The sequence below is a fragment of the Halomonas llamarensis genome (assembly GCF_023555005.1).
Taxonomy (GTDB): domain Bacteria; phylum Pseudomonadota; class Gammaproteobacteria; order Pseudomonadales; family Halomonadaceae; genus Vreelandella; species Vreelandella llamarensis.
This window is the reverse complement of sequence record NZ_JAMJPJ010000134.1, coordinates 1-264: the sequence shown is the minus strand read 5'-3', so window position 1 is coordinate 264 and position 264 is coordinate 1. Positions and strand designations below refer to the sequence as shown.

The 264-nt window shown below is 53.8% G+C and carries 1 rRNA gene; it reads left to right on the top strand.

Features of this window, described 5'->3' with window-relative positions:
* Window positions 1–264: ribosomal RNA gene (locus tag M8006_RS18565) — 16S ribosomal RNA — on the top strand; the annotation flags it as partial.

The window sequence follows — 264 nt, the reverse complement described above, 5'->3', positions numbered from 1 at the left end:
CTGGGGAGTACGGCCGCAAGGTTAAAACTCAAATGAATTGACGGGGGCCCGCACAAGCGGTGGAGCATGTGGTTTAATTCGATGCAACGCGAAGAACCTTACCTACCCTTGACATCGACAGAAGCCGAGAGAGATCTTGGTGTGCCTTCGGGAACTGTCAGACAGGTGCTGCATGGCTGTCGTCAGCTCGTGTTGTGAAATGTTGGGTTAAGTCCCGTAACGAGCGCAACCCTTGTCCTTATTTGCCAGCGGGTAATGCCGGGA